Source organism: Salmonella sp. 5800, from assembly GCF_046558195.1.
Taxonomy (GTDB): domain Bacteria; phylum Pseudomonadota; class Gammaproteobacteria; order Enterobacterales; family Enterobacteriaceae; genus Salmonella; species Salmonella enterica.
The window spans coordinates 805,055-819,780 of record NZ_JBGDOX010000001.1 but is presented as its reverse complement, the minus strand read 5'-3'; the positions used below and the strand labels follow the sequence as shown (position 1 = coordinate 819,780).

General features: G+C 48.1%; 13 protein-coding genes. 6 read left to right on the top strand and 7 right to left on the bottom strand.

The annotated features are described in order from the left end of the window. Positions 1-11: 11 nt before the first annotated feature. The 6 genes from ACLJZ5_RS04220 (at position 12) to wzzB (ending at position 8,485) form a co-directional block, all read left to right on the top strand. Positions 12-1,433 carry a mannose-1-phosphate guanylyltransferase/mannose-6-phosphate isomerase gene (locus ACLJZ5_RS04220; protein WP_024798623.1) on the top strand — a complete coding sequence of 474 codons (1,422 nt, stop codon included), beginning with the start codon at positions 12-14 and terminating at the stop codon, positions 1,431-1,433. 7 nt (positions 1,434-1,440) lie between these two features. Beyond that, entirely contained in the window at positions 1,441-2,877 is a 1,437-nt protein-coding gene (locus ACLJZ5_RS04215) for a phosphomannomutase (protein WP_024797757.1), read from the top strand. Between the two features lie 78 nt (positions 2,878-2,955). Beyond that, positions 2,956-4,386, top strand: coding sequence for an undecaprenyl-phosphate galactose phosphotransferase (locus ACLJZ5_RS04210; protein WP_024797758.1), 1,431 nt, complete (start codon positions 2,956-2,958; stop codon positions 4,384-4,386). A gap of 163 nt (positions 4,387-4,549) precedes the next feature. Continuing rightward, complete coding sequence (gndA, locus tag ACLJZ5_RS04205) at positions 4,550-5,956, top strand: NADP-dependent phosphogluconate dehydrogenase (RefSeq protein WP_000043532.1); 1,407 nt, start codon at positions 4,550-4,552, stop codon at positions 5,954-5,956. A 236-nt stretch (positions 5,957-6,192) separates the two neighbouring features. Next, positions 6,193-7,359, top strand: coding sequence for a UDP-glucose 6-dehydrogenase (ugd, locus tag ACLJZ5_RS04200; protein ID WP_000704825.1), 1,167 nt, complete (start codon positions 6,193-6,195; stop codon positions 7,357-7,359). A gap of 142 nt (positions 7,360-7,501) precedes the next feature. Beyond that, the gene (gene wzzB / locus ACLJZ5_RS04195; RefSeq protein WP_024797759.1) at positions 7,502-8,485 is read left to right on the top strand and encodes an LPS O-antigen chain length determinant protein WzzB; all 984 of its coding nucleotides are present in this window, start codon (positions 7,502-7,504) and stop codon (positions 8,483-8,485) included. 80 nt (positions 8,486-8,565) lie between these two features. Here the strand turns inward: wzzB and hisIE are convergent, their stop codons facing one another. From hisIE to hisD, 7 genes are read right to left on the bottom strand one after another with little or no spacing between them, the layout of a single operon-like run. Next, on the bottom strand, positions 8,566-9,177 hold the full coding sequence (hisIE, locus tag ACLJZ5_RS04190; protein ID WP_000954846.1) for a bifunctional phosphoribosyl-AMP cyclohydrolase/phosphoribosyl-ATP diphosphatase HisIE: 612 nt from the start codon (positions 9,175-9,177) through the stop codon (positions 8,566-8,568). Next, the gene (gene hisF, locus ACLJZ5_RS04185) at positions 9,171-9,947 is read right to left on the bottom strand and encodes an imidazole glycerol phosphate synthase subunit HisF (protein ID WP_000880125.1); all 777 of its coding nucleotides are present in this window, start codon (positions 9,945-9,947) and stop codon (positions 9,171-9,173) included. The genes hisIE and hisF overlap by 7 nt, the downstream gene beginning before the upstream one ends. After that, a complete protein-coding gene (gene hisA / locus ACLJZ5_RS04180) occupies positions 9,929-10,666 on the bottom strand; it encodes a 1-(5-phosphoribosyl)-5-[(5-phosphoribosylamino)methylideneamino]imidazole-4-carboxamide isomerase (RefSeq protein WP_024797760.1) in 738 nt (245 codons plus the stop codon). The genes hisF and hisA overlap by 19 nt, the downstream gene beginning before the upstream one ends. Beyond that, positions 10,666-11,256, bottom strand: a complete 591-nt coding sequence (gene hisH, locus ACLJZ5_RS04175) for an imidazole glycerol phosphate synthase subunit HisH (protein WP_001103591.1) — start codon at positions 11,254-11,256, stop codon at positions 10,666-10,668. The genes hisA and hisH overlap by 1 nt, the downstream gene beginning before the upstream one ends. Next, positions 11,256-12,323 carry a bifunctional histidinol-phosphatase/imidazoleglycerol-phosphate dehydratase HisB gene (gene hisB / locus ACLJZ5_RS04170; RefSeq protein WP_020898967.1) on the bottom strand — a complete coding sequence of 356 codons (1,068 nt, stop codon included), beginning with the start codon at positions 12,321-12,323 and terminating at the stop codon, positions 11,256-11,258. The genes hisH and hisB overlap by 1 nt, the downstream gene beginning before the upstream one ends. Continuing rightward, complete coding sequence (gene hisC, locus ACLJZ5_RS04165; protein WP_000102715.1) at positions 12,320-13,399, bottom strand: histidinol-phosphate transaminase; 1,080 nt, start codon at positions 13,397-13,399, stop codon at positions 12,320-12,322. The genes hisB and hisC overlap by 4 nt, the downstream gene beginning before the upstream one ends. After that, positions 13,396-14,700, bottom strand: coding sequence for a histidinol dehydrogenase (hisD, locus tag ACLJZ5_RS04160; protein ID WP_023197322.1), 1,305 nt, complete (start codon positions 14,698-14,700; stop codon positions 13,396-13,398). Before hisD ends, hisC begins: the two co-directional genes overlap by 4 nt. Between the last annotated feature and the right edge of the window lie 26 nt (positions 14,701-14,726).

Genomic DNA, 14,726 nt, shown 5'->3' with positions numbered 1-14,726 from the left:
TGGTTTATTGAATGTCTAAATTAATACCAGTAATAATGGCCGGTGGGATTGGTAGCCGTTTGTGGCCACTTTCACGTGAAGAGCATCCGAAACAGTTTTTAAGCGTAGATGGTGAATTATCTATGCTGCAAAACACCATTAAAAGATTGACTCCTCTTTTGGCTGGAGAACCTTTAGTCATTTGTAATGATAGTCACCGCTTCCTTGTCGCTGAACAACTTCGAGCTATAAATAAACTAGCAAATAACATCATATTAGAGCCAGTGGGGCGTAATACAGCCCCAGCTATAGCGCTGGCCGCTTTTTGTTCACTTCAGAATGTCGTCGATGAAGACCCGCTTTTGCTTGTCCTTGCTGCGGATCATGTCATCCGCGATGAGAAAGTGTTTCTTAAAGCTATCAATCACGCTGAATTTTTTGCAACACAAGGTAAGCTAGTAACGTTTGGTATTGTACCCACACAGGCCGAAACTGGCTACGGTTATATTTGTAGAGGTGAAGCAATCGGGGAAGATGCTTTTTCTGTAGCCGAATTTGTAGAGAAGCCTGATTTCGATACAGCGCGTCATTATGTAGAATCAGAGAAATATTATTGGAACAGCGGTATGTTCCTATTTCGTGCAAGTAGTTACTTACAAGAATTAAAGGATCTGTCCCCCGATATTTACCAAGCATGTGAAAATGCGGTAGGGAGTATTAATCCTGATCTTGATTTTATCCGTATTGATAAAGAAGCATTCGCAATGTGCCCTAGTGATTCTATCGATTATGCGGTAATGGAACATACTAGGCATGCAGTTGTCGTACCGATGAATGCCGGCTGGTCAGATGTGGGGTCATGGTCTTCACTGTGGGATATTTCTAAGAAAGATCCACAACGTAATGTATTACATGGCGATATTTTTGCATATAATAGTAAAGATAATTATATCTATTCTGAAAAATCGTTTATTAGTACAATCGGAGTAAGTAATTTAGTTATCGTGCAGACAGCAGATGCCTTATTAGTATCTGATAAAGATTCAGTCCAGGATGTTAAAAAAGTTGTTGATTATTTAAAAGCTAATAATAGAAACGAACATAAAAAACATTTAGAGGTTTTCCGACCGTGGGGAAAATTTAGCGTAATTCATAGTGGCGATAATTATTTAGTTAAAAGAATAACTGTTAAACCAGGCGCGAAGTTTGCTGCTCAGATGCATCTCCATCGTGCTGAGCATTGGATAGTGGTATCTGGTACTGCTTGTATTACTAAGGGGGAAGAAATTTTTACAATTTCGGAGAATGAATCAACATTTATACCTGCTAATACAGTTCATACGTTAAAAAACCCCGCGACTATTCCATTAGAACTAATAGAAATTCAATCTGGCACCTATCTTGCGGAGGATGATATTATTCGCCTGGAGAAACATTCTGGATATCTGGAGTAATGAATTGATGAAAAATATATATAATACTTACGATGTTATCAACAAATCTGGAATTAATTTTGGAACCAGTGGTGCCCGCGGCCTTGTTACCGATTTTACACCCGAAGTTTGCGCAGCATTTACCATTTCCTTTTTGACAGTAATGCAGCAAAGATTCTCATTTACAACGGTTGCGCTCGCAATTGATAATCGTCCAAGCAGTTACGCGATGGCTCAAGCTTGTGCCGCTGCTTTGCAAGAAAAAGGAATTAAAACCGTTTACTATGGCGTAATTCCAACACCTGCTTTAGCTCATCAATCAATTTCCGATAAAGTACCTGCAATCATGGTTACTGGCAGTCATATCCCTTTTGACCGTAATGGCCTGAAATTTTATAGGCCAGATGGTGAAATTACTAAAGATGATGAGAATGCTATTATTCATGTTGAAGCCTCATTTATGCAGCCTAAGCTTGAACAATTGACAATTTCCACAATCGCTGCTAGCAATTATATTCTACGATATACCTCATTATTCCCAATGCCATTCTTAAAAAATAAGCGCATTGGAATTTATGAGCATTCTAGTGCGGGTCGTGATCTCTATAAGACGTTATTCAAAATGTTGGGTGCTACAGTTGTTAGTTTAGCAAGGAGCGACGAATTTGTTCCTATTGATACTGAAGCTGTAAGTGAAGATGATAGAAATAAAGCAATCACATGGGCAAAAAAATATCAGTTAGATGCTATATTTTCAACTGATGGTGATGGAGATCGCCCTCTGATAGCTGACGAATATGGAAATTGGTTAAGAGGAGATATATTAGGCCTTCTGTGCTCTCTCGAATTAGCTGCTGATGCAGTCGCTATTCCTGTAAGCTGCAACAGTACAATCTCATCTGGTAACTTTTTTAAACATGTGGAACGAACAAAGATTGGTTCACCCTATGTGATTGCAGCATTTGCTAAATTATCTGCAAACTATAATTGTATAGCTGGTTTTGAAGCGAATGGAGGCTTTCTGCTAGGTAGCGATGTTTATATTAATCAGCGTTTACTTAAGGCATTACCAACACGTGATGCTTTATTACCTGCCATTATGCTTCTGTTTGGTAGCAAGGACAAAAGTATTAGTGAGCTTGTTAAAAAACTTCCTGCTCGCTATACCTATTCAAACAGATTACAGGATATAAGTGTTAAAACAAGTATGTCTCTAATAAATCTTGGTCTGACAGATCAAGAGGATTTTTTGCAGTATATTGGTTTTAATAAACATCATATATTACATTCTGATGTTACTGATGGCTTTAGAATCACTATCGATAACAATAATATTATTCATTTACGACCTTCAGGCAATGCCCCTGAGTTGCGTTGCTATGCGGAGGCTGACTCGCAAGAGGATGCATGTAATATTGTTGAAACTGTTCTCTCTAATATCAAAAGCAAACTGGGTAGAGCTTAATGGCTGTTGATATAGAGCGTTTCTTTCCAGTAATACTTTGTCTGGTTATCTGGTACCCAGGTTGAGGGTGAGAATTAAATGGATCGTTTTGATAATAAGTATAACCCAAATTTATGCAAAATATTATTGGCTATATCAGATTTATTGTTTTTTAATGTAGCCTTATGGGCATCGCTAGGTGTTGTATATTTAATCTTTGATGAAGTTCAGCGATTTGTACCACAAGAGCAATTGGATAATCGATTTATATCACATTTTATTCTATCTATAGTATGCGTTGGATGGTTTTGGGTTCGGCTGCGTCACTATACATATCGAAAGCCATTCTGGTATGAGTTGAAAGAGGTTATTCGTACTATCGTTATTTTTGCTGTGTTTGATTTGGCTTTAATTGCTTTTACAAAATGGCAGTTTTCACGCTATGTCTGGGTGTTTTGTTGGACTTTTGCCATAATCCTGGTGCCTTTTTTTCGCGCACTTACAAAGCATTTATTGAACAAGCTAGGTATCTGGAAGAAAAAAACTATCATCCTGGGGAGCGGACAGAATGCTCGTGGTGCATATTCTGCGCTGCAAAGTGAGGAGATGATGGGGTTTGATGTTATCGCTTTTTTTGATACGGATGCGTCAGATGCTGAAATAAATATGTTGCCGGTGATAAAGGACACTGAGACTATTTGGGATTTAAATCGTACAGGTGATGTCCATTATATCCTTGCTTATGAATACACCGAGTTGGAGAAAACACATTTTTGGCTACGTGAACTTTCAAAACATCATTGTCGTTCTGTTACTGTAGTCCCCTCGTTTAGAGGATTGCCATTATATAATACTGATATGTCTTTTATCTTTAGCCATGAAGTTATGTTATTAAGGATACAAAATAACTTGGCTAAAAGGTCGTCCCGTTTTCTCAAACGGACATTTGATATTGTTTGTTCAATAATAATTCTTATAATTGCATCACCACTTATGATTTATCTGTGGTATAAAGTTACTCGAGATGGTGGTCCGGCTATTTATGGTCACCAGCGAGTAGGTCGGCATGGAAAACTTTTTCCATGCTATAAATTTCGTTCTATGGTTATGAATTCTCAAGAGGTACTAAAAGAACTTTTGGCTAACGATCCTATTGCCAGGGCTGAATGGGAAAAAGATTTTAAACTGAAAAATGATCCTCGAATCACAGCTGTAGGTCGATTTATACGTAAAACTAGCCTTGATGAGTTGCCACAACTTTTTAATGTACTAAAAGGTGATATGAGCCTGGTTGGACCACGACCTATCGTTTCGGATGAACTGGAGCGTTATTGTGATGATGTTGATTATTATTTGATGGCAAAGCCGGGCATGACAGGTCTATGGCAAGTGAGTGGGCGTAATGATGTTGATTATGACACTCGTGTTTATTTTGATTCCTGGTATGTTAAAAACTGGACGCTTTGGAATGATATTGCCATTCTGTTTAAAACAGCGAAAGTTGTTTTGCGGCGAGATGGTGCGTATTAAGCTTACCGAGAAGTACTGAATAATAATTGTATAAAATAGTCTGCGTAAAATCTGAACGCATCAATCGCTACCTTAATATCATACCTTTGAGTTAACATACTATTCACCTTTAACCTGCCATGACCGTTTGTGGCAGGGTTTCCACACCTGACAGGAGTATGTAATGTCCAAGCAACAGATCGGCGTCGTCGGTATGGCAGTGATGGGGCGCAACCTCGCGCTCAACATCGAAAGCCGTGGTTATACCGTCTCCGTTTTCAACCGCTCCCGTGAAAAGACCGAAGAAGTGATTGCCGAGAATCCCGGCAAAAAGCTGGTGCCTTATTACACGGTGAAAGAGTTTGTTGAATCCCTCGAAACGCCTCGTCGTATCCTGTTAATGGTGAAAGCGGGCGCAGGTACTGATGCAGCTATTGATTCGCTGAAACCGTATCTGGAAAAAGGCGATATCATTATTGATGGCGGTAACACCTTCTTCCAGGACACAATCCGTCGCAATCGCGAGCTGTCTGCGGAAGGTTTTAACTTTATCGGTACCGGTGTTTCCGGTGGTGAAGAGGGCGCGCTGAAAGGGCCATCTATCATGCCTGGCGGTCAGAAAGATGCCTATGAACTGGTGGCGCCGATCCTGACGAAGATTGCTGCTGTGGCAGAAGATGGCGAACCGTGCGTGACCTATATCGGTGCCGATGGTGCTGGTCACTACGTCAAGATGGTCCACAATGGTATTGAATATGGCGATATGCAGCTTATCGCTGAAGCTTACTCCCTGCTGAAAGGCGGCCTGAATCTCAGCAATGAAGAGTTGGCGAACACTTTTACTGAGTGGAATAACGGCGAGCTGAGCAGCTATCTGATCGACATCACTAAAGACATCTTCACTAAAAAAGATGAAGACGGAAACTACCTGGTGGATGTCATTCTTGATGAAGCCGCCAACAAAGGGACCGGTAAATGGACCAGCCAGAGCGCGCTGGATCTGGGCGAACCGCTGTCGCTGATTACTGAATCCGTCTTTGCGCGTTACATCTCTTCGCTGAAAGCGCAACGTGTTGCCGCATCTAAAGTGCTCTCCGGGCCGAAAGCGCAGCCGGCGGGCGACAAAGCGGAATTTATCGAGAAAGTGCGTCGCGCGCTGTATCTTGGCAAGATCGTCTCCTATGCGCAGGGCTTCTCGCAGCTACGCGCCGCGTCTGATGAATATCACTGGGATCTCAACTACGGCGAGATTGCTAAGATTTTCCGTGCGGGTTGTATCATTCGCGCTCAGTTCCTGCAGAAAATCACCGATGCTTACGCAGAAAACGCTGGTATTGCCAATTTGCTGTTAGCGCCTTACTTCAAGAAAATTGCTGATGAGTACCAGCAGGCGCTGCGTGATGTCGTGGCTTACGCGGTGCAGAACGGCATTCCGGTGCCGACATTCTCTGCGGCAGTGGCCTACTATGACAGCTATCGCGCCGCAGTACTGCCAGCTAACTTAATTCAGGCGCAGCGTGACTACTTTGGTGCGCACACCTATAAACGTACTGATAAAGAAGGCATTTTCCATACCGAATGGTTGGAATAATTTCTGCAAAAATGTTTAAGCCCGGTTTAATACCGGGCTTTTTTTTATCTCTATTCTTATTGATTTATCGCTTTTGCTTAATATTAACTTAATAATCTGTGTTTATCGTAATGAAGATAATCTGAATTGTTTTCGTCTGCGTTGCACTTTATATACTCAGGCGTTAAAACTTTAATATCTTATCAGGATGCGAAATACATCATGATTCATAATTAAGTTAATTCTGAGAGCGAATAATGAAAATCACGATATCCGGGACGGGTTATGTTGGCTTGTCTAATGGTTTGCTTATTGCACAACATCATGATGTGGTGGCGTTAGACATTGTTCCTTCCCGTGTTGAACTGTTAAATGATCGGATATCTCCGATTGTTGATAAAGAAATTCAGCAATTTTTAAAGGAAGATAACATCAGATTCAGGGCAACGCTGGATAAGTTTGATGCGTACCAGAATGCAGATTACGTCATCATTGCTACGCCTACGGATTACGATCCCAAAACCAACTATTTTAATACGTCCAGTGTGGAATCGGTCATTCAGGATGTGATCAGCATCAACCCCGCAGCCGTGATGATTATTAAGTCTACGGTGCCGGTTGGCTTCACGGCGGCAATGCGTCAGAAGTTTGCGACAGAAAATATCATTTTCTCTCCGGAGTTTTTACGTGAAGGTAAAGCCCTTTACGATAACCTTTATCCCTCCCGTATCGTGATTGGGGAACAGTCTGAGCGCGCCAGAGAATTTGCCGCATTACTCCAGGAAGGCGCTATTAAACAGGAGATTCCGACGCTGTTTACGGACTCCACTGAAGCGGAAGCCATTAAACTTTTCGCCAATACTTATCTCGCTATGCGAGTCGCTTATTTTAATGAATTAGACAGCTATGCTGAAACGTTAGGATTAAATACCCGACAAATTATTGAAGGGGTGTGCCTCGACCCGCGTATTGGCAATCATTATAATAATCCCTCTTTTGGTTATGGCGGATATTGTTTGCCAAAAGATACCAAACAGTTGCTGGCTAATTATCAGTCGGTGCCTAATAATATTATCTCCGCTATCGTTGAAGCAAACCGTACGCGTAAAGATTTTATTGCCGACGCTATCCTCGCCAGAAAGCCTAAAGTGGTGGGCATTTATCGCCTGATTATGAAGAGTGGCTCCGATAACTTCCGCGCCTCATCGATTCAGGGGATTATGAAGCGCATTAAAGCGAAAGGCGTAGAGGTCATCATCTATGAGCCGGTAATGGAAGAAGATACTTTCTTTAACTCACGTCTTGAACGTGATTTGCACTGCTTTAAACAGCAGGCGGATGTCATTATTTCCAACAGGATGGCGGCAGAGCTTTTGGATGTCGCTGAAAAAGTGTATACCCGCGATCTTTTCGGTAGTGATTAATAAGGCAATCGGGGCTGATGAGTCCCGATGATTTATTGACCATATGGAAATAATGTCTGATTTTTATCATTAATCCTATGGCATATATTTGCTTTATGACTACACTGTCTCCAGCTTCATCCTTTTTTTAGTTAGGGTATCTATGACAGTGGATAGTAATATGTCTTCCGGGCGTGGGAGCGATCCGGAACAGATTGATTTGATTGAGTTATTGCTACAGCTATGGCGTGGGAAGATGACCATTATTGTAGCCGTTATTATCGCCATTTTGCTGGCCGTAGGCTACCTGATGATAGCCAAAGAAAAATGGACATCCACGGCGATTATTACCCAACCTGATGCCGCGCAGGTTGCCACCTATACCAACGCGCTCAACGTTTTGTATGGCGGGAATGCCCCCAAAATCTCTGAAGTGCAGGCGAATTTTATAAGCCGCTTTAGCTCTGCGTTTTCTGCATTATCGGAAGCGCTGGATAATCAGAAAGAGCCGGAAAAGCTCACCATTGAACAGTCGGTAAAGGGGCAGCCGCTGCCGCTCTCGGTTTCTTATGTGAGTACTACCGCTGAAGGAGCGCAGCGTCGGCTGGCGGAATATATCCAACAGGTGGATGAAGAGGTCGCTAAGGAACTGGAAGTTGACCTGAAAGATAACATCACGCTGCAAACCAAAACGTTGCAGGAGTCCCTTGAGACGCAGGAAGTTGTGGCGCAGGAACAAAAAGATCTGCGTATTAAGCAAATCGAAGAAGCGTTGCGCTATGCGGATGAGGCCAAAATCACGCAGCCGCAGATTCAGCAAACCCAGGATGTTACCCAGGACACGATGTTCCTGTTGGGGAGCGATGCGCTAAAATCGATGATACAGAACGAAGCGACGCGTCCACTGGTCTTTTCTCCGGCCTATTACCAGACGAAGCAGACACTGCTGGACATTAAAAATCTGAAAGTGACTGCCGATACGGTGCACGTCTATCGTTATGTGATGAAGCCGACGCTGCCGGTCCGTCGCGATAGCCCGAAAAAAGCCATTACCCTTGTGCTGGCTGTATTGCTGGGTGGGATGATCGGTGCCGGGATTGTGCTGGGACGCAATGCGCTACGTAGCTATAAGCCAAAAGCCTTGTAAGCTTCTTTGCCGGATGGTGGTCGGCTACGACAGGTAAAATTTCTCATTAAAAAACCGGGCATTGCCCGGTTTTTTTACGCTTATTGATGACGCTTACGAAGATTGTCGATCACGGTGGTGAGGTTGAGATCCTGATCCTGCAACAGCACCAGCAGGTGGTACATCAAATCAGACGCTTCATTGGTTAATTCAAAACGATCATTGACGGTGGCCGCCAGCGCGGTTTCTACACCTTCTTCGCCAACTTTTTGCGCAATACGTTTAGTACCGCTGGCGTACAGTTTCGCCGTGTAAGAGCTGGCCGGATCGGCGGTTTTGCGCTCTGCCAGTAGCTGCTCCAGTTGATACAGGAATAACCACTGATGGCTGGCGTCGCCAAAGCAGCTGCTGGTACCTTTGTGGCAGGTCGGCCCGACAGGGTTTGCCAGCACCAGCAGTGTATCGTTGTCGCAATCTGGCGCAATGCTGACGACATTCAGCACATGGCCTGAGGTTTCGCCTTTGGTCCATAAACGCTGTTTCGTGCGTGAGAAGAACGTGACATGGCCGGATTCAATGGTTTTGTCCAGCGCTTGTGGGTTCATATAGCCCAGCATCAATACTTCGCCGGATACCGCATGTTGCACGATGGCTGGCATCAGGCCATCGGTTTTTTCCCAGTCCAGCTCGCGGCGTTGTTGCTCTGTTAACATATCCTGATCTCCACGCCCTGGCCTGCCAGGTACGCTTTTAATTCGCCAATATTGATGATTTGCTTGTGAAAAACGGAGGCGGCAAGCGCGCCGTCGACATCGGCATCACGGAATGCCTCAAGAAAGTGTTCCATCGTGCCCGCGCCGCCGGAGGCGATCAGCGGCACGCGGCAAACGTCACGGACTTTTTTCAACTGCGTCAGATCGTAACCGTTACGCACGCCGTCCTGGTTCATCATATTCAGGACGATTTCCCCTGCGCCGCGCTGTTGTACCTCTTGCACCCAATCCAGCGTCTCCCACTGCGTCACGCGGGTACGGTTTTCATCGCCGGTATACTGGTTAACATGATATTTCCCCGTGGCGTCGTCAAACCAGGTATCAATCCCGACGACAATGCACTGTACGCCAAAACGGTCAGCCAGACGGGTAATCAGCGTTGGGTCAGCCAGCGCCGGGGAGTTGATAGAGATCTTATCCGCCCCGAAAGAAAGAATTTTGGCGGCGTCGTCAATTGACCGGATACCGCCCGCTACACAAAACGGAATGTCGATCACCTCGGCAACGCGCGCCACCCAGCTTTTATCGACTACGCGACCATCGCTGGAGGCGGTAATGTCATAGAACACCAGTTCGTCCGCGCCTTCGTCGGCATAGCGTTTGGCCAGCGGAACGATATCGCCGATGATCTCATGGTTGCGAAACTGTACGCCTTTCACCACCTGACCATCACGAACATCCAGACACGGAATTATACGTTTTGCCAGCATTGGATGGCCTCCTTAACGGTAAATTTCCCTTCCAGCAGAGCGCGTCCGACAATCACGCCGCGCACGCCGGTGCCGCGCAGGGCGGCAATATCATCGATATCGCCAATACCGCCGGAGGATTGAAAGGCGATCTGCGGATATCTGGTGCATACCTCTTCGTACAGCGAAACGTTAGAGCCCGCCAGCGTGCCGTCGCGAGAAATATCGGTACACAGTACATGTTTCAGGCCGACGGGGAGATAGGTCTCCACCAGTTGTTCCAGCGAGACACCGGAATTTTCCTGCCAGCCGCTAACCGCCACCTGCTTGGTGCCGTGTTCGTCTATGCGAACGTCCAGCGCCAGTACCAGCGCCTGCGCGCCAAAACGTTCAAACCAGCCTTTCACCACGTCAGGGGATTTCACCGCCGTTGAACCGATGACCACACGGGCAACGCCAGCTTTCAGTAATGCCGCAACGTCTTCTTCGGTACGCACGCCGCCGCCGACCTGAACAGGCACGTTCACGCCCGCGACCAGGGTTTTAATCAGCGGTATCTGTCGCTTAGCCGGATCTTTAGCGCCGGTCAGATCTACCAGATGCAGCACCCCGGCGCCCTGGGCGGCGTAATCCTGCAAACGGGGCAGGGGATCGTTACCGTAATCCCGCTGCCGAGCGTAGTCGCCCTGGTGGAGACGCACCACGGTGCCGTCAATTAAATCTAATGCCGGAATAATCATTACATCTCCAGGAAGTTTTTCAGCAACTGTGCGCCCGCCGCGCCCGAACGTTCCGGGTGGAACTGTACGCCGAAGAAATTATCTTTCTGTACCGCCGCGGTAAACGGCTCGCCGTAATTGCACTGGGCGATAGTCCACGGGTTGACCGGCATCGCGTAGCTGTGAACAAAGTAAAAATAGGCGCCATCTTCAATGCCCTGAAACAGCCGGTTGCCCGCCTGTGGATACACGCGATTCCAGCCCATGTGCGGCAGCGGCAGACCAAAGTCGGTCATTTTCGGCACGTCTTGTTCGATAATGTTCAGCAGATCCACGCCGCGCGTCTCTTCGCTGCGACGACCCAGCAGTTGCATCCCTAAGCAGATACCCAGTACCGGCTGAGTACACGCTTTAATTAAGTCGATCAGTTCACGTTCGCGCAGTTGATCCATAGCGGCCTGCGCCGTGCCGACGCCGGGTAGAAAGAGTTTGTCAGCGCGTAATACGATTTCCGCTTCGCGGCTGACCACTGGGGTGTAACCGTGGCGCGCCACGGCGGATTTTACCGAGCTTAAATTGGCGCAGCCGGTGTCAAGGATGACGACGTTCATCACAGCACTCCTTTCGAGGACGGTAATGTATCGCCCTCCACGCGAATAGCCTGGCGTAGCGTCCGACCAAAGGCTTTAAACAAACTTTCGACACGGTGGTGATCGTTCTTACCCTTAGTCTTGAGATGCAGAGTGACGCCCATCGTGTAAGAGAGTGAGCGGAAAAAGTGTTCAATCATCTCTGTGCTCAAATCGCCCACACGCTGGTAGGTAAATTCAGCTTTATATTCCAGATGCGGACGACCGGAAATATCCAGCGCGCAGCGCGCCAGACATTCATCCATCGGCAGTACAAAGCCAAAACGGCAGATACCGCGTTTGTCGCCGAGTGCCAGTTTTAATGCCTCACCGAGCGCCAGTCCGGTATCTTCTACCGTGTGGTGATCGTCGATATAGAGATCGCCCTTAACGGTAATCTCCATGCGAAAGCCGCCGTGGGTGGCGATTTGATCGAGCATATGGTCAAAGAAGCCGACGCCGGTATTAATCTTGCTGTTGCCTTCGCGATCCAGCCAGACGCTGACATCAATCTGTGTCTCTTTGGTGTTGCGGACCACATGCGCATAGCGATCGCGTTTCGTTAGCTGTTCGCCAATCATCGTCCAGTTCAGCGTTTCACGGTGATAGCGTAAACCAGTAATGCCCATGTTATCAGCGAGCTGGATATCGGTCGCACGATCGCCAATCACATAGCTGTTGGCGCTATCCATCGCTTGTTCCGCAAGATAACGCTCCACCAGCTTCACTTTGGGCTTGCGGCAGTCGCAGTCGTCTGCGGGCAGGTGAGGGCAGATCAGCACCTCATCGAAGCATACGCCCTGAGAGGTGAAAATCTGCATCATCAGGTTGTGCGGTCCGTCGAAGTCCGTCTGCGGGAAGCTTTGCGTGCCAAGCCCATCCTGGTTAGTGATCATCACCAGCTTAAAACCGGCTTTTTGCAGCTTCAGCAATACGGGTATCACTTCTGGCTCAAAGGCCAGTTTATCAAAGCGGTCTACCTGAAAATCGCTTGGCGGTTCGGAAATCAAGGTTCCGTCCCGGTCGATGAAAAGATACTTCTGACTCATACTGGCTCCGCACGTAAGGCGTCAATGACGCGCTGGTTTTCCTGGCGGGTGCCGACCGTAATCCGCAGGCAGCCGCTTAAAGAAGGTTGTTTATTCTGATCGCGTAAGATAATGCCCTGATCCCATAAGGATTTAAACACGCTGCTGGAGGCGGTAAACCGCGCCAGAATATAGTTGGTTTCAGAGTCAAAGACGTGTTCTACGCAGGCGGTCTGTTGCAGGGCATTCACCAGATACTGACGTTCCTGCACTGTCTGCGCCACGCGATCGCGCATTGCGTTTATTCCCTGCGGACTCAGCGCCTGGGCGGCGATATCCGCCACTGGCGTAGAAAGCGGATAAGGGGCGATCACTTTTAACAGCAGGTTGATCACCTCTTCATTAGCCAGCGTAAAGCCGCAGCGCAGACCCGCCAGCGCAAAAGCTTTCGACAATGTGCGCAGGATAACCAGATGAGGATATTCAACCAGCCAGCCTGTCAGCGTGGCCTGTGGGCAAAACTCAATATAAGCTTCGTCGGCGACGACTATCGCTTTACCGCGTGTCAACTCCAGCAGCGTGCGCAGATCCTGCGGGTTGATAAGTTGCCCGGTGGGGTTATTGGGGCTACAAACGAATACCACTTTTGTGCCGTCAAGGTTGTCGGAAATCCCCTGTAGATCCAGCTGCCAGTTTTCAAGCGCGGGAACCGTCCGGCGCTCTACGCCAATGGTTTCGGCGCTGACGCTGTACATACCGTAAGTGGGCGGACAGTAGAGAATGGCGTCTTTCCCCGGTTCGCAGAAGGCGCGGATCACCAGTTCGATCCCTTCATCCGCGCCGCGGCTGACCAGCACCTGCTCCGGCTTTACGCCAGCATATTGCGCGTAGTTTTCAATCACGGCCTTTGGCTGGCATTCCGGGTAGCGGTTAAGCGTTTGTTGGGTGAGCTGAAACTCCACCGCTGTCGGGAATTCATTCGCGTTCAGCCAGACATCGCCGTTACCGCCCAGACGGCGGGCGGACTGATACGGTACCAGGTTGCGGACATTTTCACGGGCTAAGTCAGCGACGCTGAGAGTGTTTTCAGTGCTCATGCTTGCTCCTTGAGGGCGTTTACGCGCAGGGTCACGGCATTTTTATGGGCGGTCAGACGTTCTGCCGCCGCCAATGTTTCAATGGTTGATGCCAGAGCGGAAAAGCCCGCTTTCGACAGTTCCTGAACGGTCATCCGTTTCTGGAAATCCGCTAACCCAAGGCTGGAACAGGTAGCAGTATAGCCATAGGTCGGTAAGACATGGTTGGTTCCGGAAGCGTAATCACCGGCGGATTCCGGCGACCAGTCGCCGAGAAATACCGAGCCTGCGCTGGTAATCGCATCCACCAAATCGCGCGCATTGCGCGTCTGGATGATTAAGTGTTCCGGCCCATACTGATTAGAGATGGCGACGCACTGCGCTAAATCTTTGGTCACAATCAGACGACTGGCGCTCAGGGCCTGCCGGGCGGTGTCCGCGCGCGGCAGTTCCGCCAGTTGACGTTCTACCGCCTCCGCCACCTTGCGGGCAATGTCAGCATCAGGCGTCAGCAGAATCACCTGCGAATCCGGACCGTGCTCAGCCTGGGAGAGCAGGTCAGAAGCGACGAAATCCGGTGTTGCGCCGCTGTCGGCGATCACCAGCACTTCAGACGGCCCGGCAGGCATATCGATAGCCGCGCCGTCGAGGCGCTGGCTGACCTGACGCTTGGCTTCGGTTACAAAGGCGTTGCCGGGGCCAAAAATTTTATCCACTTTCGGTACGGACTCGCTGCCGAAGGCCAGAGCGGCAATCGCCTGCGCGCCGCCGACGTTAAAGATTTCCTGCACGCCACACAGTTGTGCCGCATAGAGGATTTCATCAGCGATGGGCGGCGGCGAGCACAGAACCACGTTCTGACATCCCGCAATGCGCGCCGGCGTCGCCAGCATCAGCACCGTTGAGAAGAGCGGAGCCGAGCCGCCGGGAATATACAGACCGACAGACGCGACGGGACGCGTAACCTGCTGGCAACGCACGCCTGGCTGGGTTTCTATATCTACTGGCGGTAGCGTCTGCGCGGAATGGAACGTTTCAATATTTTTGACGGCCGCGGCCATCGCCTGTTTTAGTTCGTCGCTCAGACGCGCGCCGGCGGCGGCGATCTCTTCAGGGGTAATGCGTAGCGCTGTCACTTCTGTTTTATCAAATTTAGCGCTGTATTCACGCAGGGCATCGTCACCGCGTGTTTTTACATTATCCAGAATATCGCTGACCGTCCGGGTAATACTGTCAGAGGCGGAAATCGCCGGACGCGTCAGCAGCGCACGCTGCTGCTCAGGGCTACAGCTGTTCCAGTCAATCAGGGTATTGAAGCTCATGGTCTTTACTCCATCACAGGGTTCCG

What these genes read in the sequence shown, in the direction of transcription:
- ugd (WP_000704825.1), top strand. Translation starts at nt 6,193, where the DNA reads ATGAAAATCACGATATCCGGGACGGGTTATGTTGGCTTGTCTAATGGT.
- hisD (WP_023197322.1), bottom strand. Translation starts at nt 14,700, where the DNA reads ATGAGCTTCAATACCCTGATTGACTGGAACAGCTGTAGCCCTGAGCAG.
- ACLJZ5_RS04215 (WP_024797757.1), top strand. Translation starts at nt 1,441, where the DNA reads ATGAAAAATATATATAATACTTACGATGTTATCAACAAATCTGGAATT.
- hisA (WP_024797760.1), bottom strand. Translation starts at nt 10,666, where the DNA reads ATGATTATTCCGGCATTAGATTTAATTGACGGCACCGTGGTGCGTCTC.
- ACLJZ5_RS04220 (WP_024798623.1), top strand. Translation starts at nt 12, where the DNA reads ATGTCTAAATTAATACCAGTAATAATGGCCGGTGGGATTGGTAGCCGT.
- gndA (WP_000043532.1), top strand. Translation starts at nt 4,550, where the DNA reads ATGTCCAAGCAACAGATCGGCGTCGTCGGTATGGCAGTGATGGGGCGC.
- hisIE (WP_000954846.1), bottom strand. Translation starts at nt 9,177, where the DNA reads ATGTTAACAGAGCAACAACGCCGCGAGCTGGACTGGGAAAAAACCGAT.
- hisF (WP_000880125.1), bottom strand. Translation starts at nt 9,947, where the DNA reads ATGCTGGCAAAACGTATAATTCCGTGTCTGGATGTTCGTGATGGTCAG.
- hisB (WP_020898967.1), bottom strand. Translation starts at nt 12,323, where the DNA reads ATGAGTCAGAAGTATCTTTTCATCGACCGGGACGGAACCTTGATTTCC.
- hisC (WP_000102715.1), bottom strand. Translation starts at nt 13,399, where the DNA reads ATGAGCACTGAAAACACTCTCAGCGTCGCTGACTTAGCCCGTGAAAAT.
- wzzB (WP_024797759.1), top strand. Translation starts at nt 7,502, where the DNA reads ATGACAGTGGATAGTAATATGTCTTCCGGGCGTGGGAGCGATCCGGAA.
- ACLJZ5_RS04210 (WP_024797758.1), top strand. Translation starts at nt 2,956, where the DNA reads ATGGATCGTTTTGATAATAAGTATAACCCAAATTTATGCAAAATATTA.
- hisH (WP_001103591.1), bottom strand. Translation starts at nt 11,256, where the DNA reads ATGAACGTCGTCATCCTTGACACCGGCTGCGCCAATTTAAGCTCGGTA.